Annotated in this window: 1 protein-coding gene; it reads right to left on the bottom strand. The window is 70.1% G+C overall.

Annotated features, from left to right (window positions below; all coding sequences use genetic code 11):
* Window positions 1-1,299 (bottom strand): hypothetical protein (locus E4U92_RS36170; protein ID WP_168725286.1); only part of this gene is annotated, 1,299 nt, incomplete at both ends.

Below are 1,299 nucleotides of genomic sequence, written 5' to 3'. Positions count from 1 at the left end.
GGTCGATGACGTCGGCGGGGGTCTCGGTGGTGCGCAGGTGCAGGGTGATGCGCACGGCGCGGTTGCCGATGTAGTTCTTGATCGTGGCGTGTTCGTCGAGGAGTTCGGCGATGCGGACGGCCTTGTCGAGGTAACGCTCGGTCTGGTTGAGGTTGGTGAACTCGAAACTGCCCAGCCTGAACGGGCGCAGCGTCTGCGCCGGGGCTTCGGGCGCGGTGTCCGTCTCCTGGGGCATGTGGGCCGGGACGTCGGGACCTGTTGTGGTGCCGGTGGGGCGGGGCAGGGAGACGGGGTCGACCCAGATGGAAGTGCGGGTTTCGGGGACAGCGGTCTCGCGTGCCGAGGCCCAGCTCGGGTCGGTCGGGTTGCTGTCGGGCTGGGGGGCGCGGGTTACGTCGCCGATGAGGGCCCCGAGGAGGGCCAGGTGCCGGTCGCGCAGGCCGGCGGGTGCGAGGGAGGAGTCTTCGGGGGCTTCGTTGAGGTCGCCCAGCAGGCTGCCCAGGACGTGGGGGCGGTGCGGGGTGTCGGTGTCGCGGTATTCGTCGCGCAGGCCGAGCTGGTGGGTGAGCTCGTGGACCAGTTGGACGGGTGCCGCGTCGGTCCACCAGGTCACCTGGTCCATCGCCCGGTCGCGGCCCACGAGGTCCACGGTCAGGTGCGGGGCCTGCGCCTGGGTGTCGTCCGGGTCGATGCGCTCGACGGTGACGTGCAGGCGGTCGCCGTCGGGAAGTCGGTAGGCGGGGTCACTGAGGAACTCCCGAACGCCCTGCTGGAGTTGGTCGAAGACGCGGGTGGCCTGTTCCTCGGTGCCGCGCAGGGCGACGCGGACGGTCAAGTCGGTGACCGGATCGCCTTCATGGGTGAACCGGCGGGCGTCGAAGCCGGAACGGACGACGAACCGGGGACGGTGATCCCGCAGTCCGCGCGGTCGGTCCGGTGCCGACTCCGAGACCGTGGAGCCGCTGTCGCTCCCGGGCAGCCGGGGGTGCGTCGCACCTGGGGCGGCTGGTGGCAGGCTGGGCTGCTGGATGCTGTCGCCGCGGTTGTTGGTGCCGACGCTGGTGGCGAGTTGGGCGAAATCGGCGAGGACGCCGAACCGTCCCTTGTCGGCGGGGAGCAGGGCTCGTACGGGGCTGTCGGCGGGCAATTGCGCGGCGAAATGTTCCTTGTAGGCGTTGTAGACGCGTGCCGTGTAGCTGGGGTCGAGGATCGCCTTGGCCCGGTGGTCGTTGGTCACCGCGATGGAGGCGAGGTCCATCAAGTAGGTGTCGATGAGATCGGTGACGTCCTTGGCCTTGG

Source organism: Streptomyces galbus, from assembly GCF_005280195.1.
Lineage (GTDB): Bacteria > Actinomycetota > Actinomycetes > Streptomycetales > Streptomycetaceae > Streptomyces > Streptomyces galbus.
This window is presented reverse-complemented; position numbering and strand designations above follow the sequence as displayed.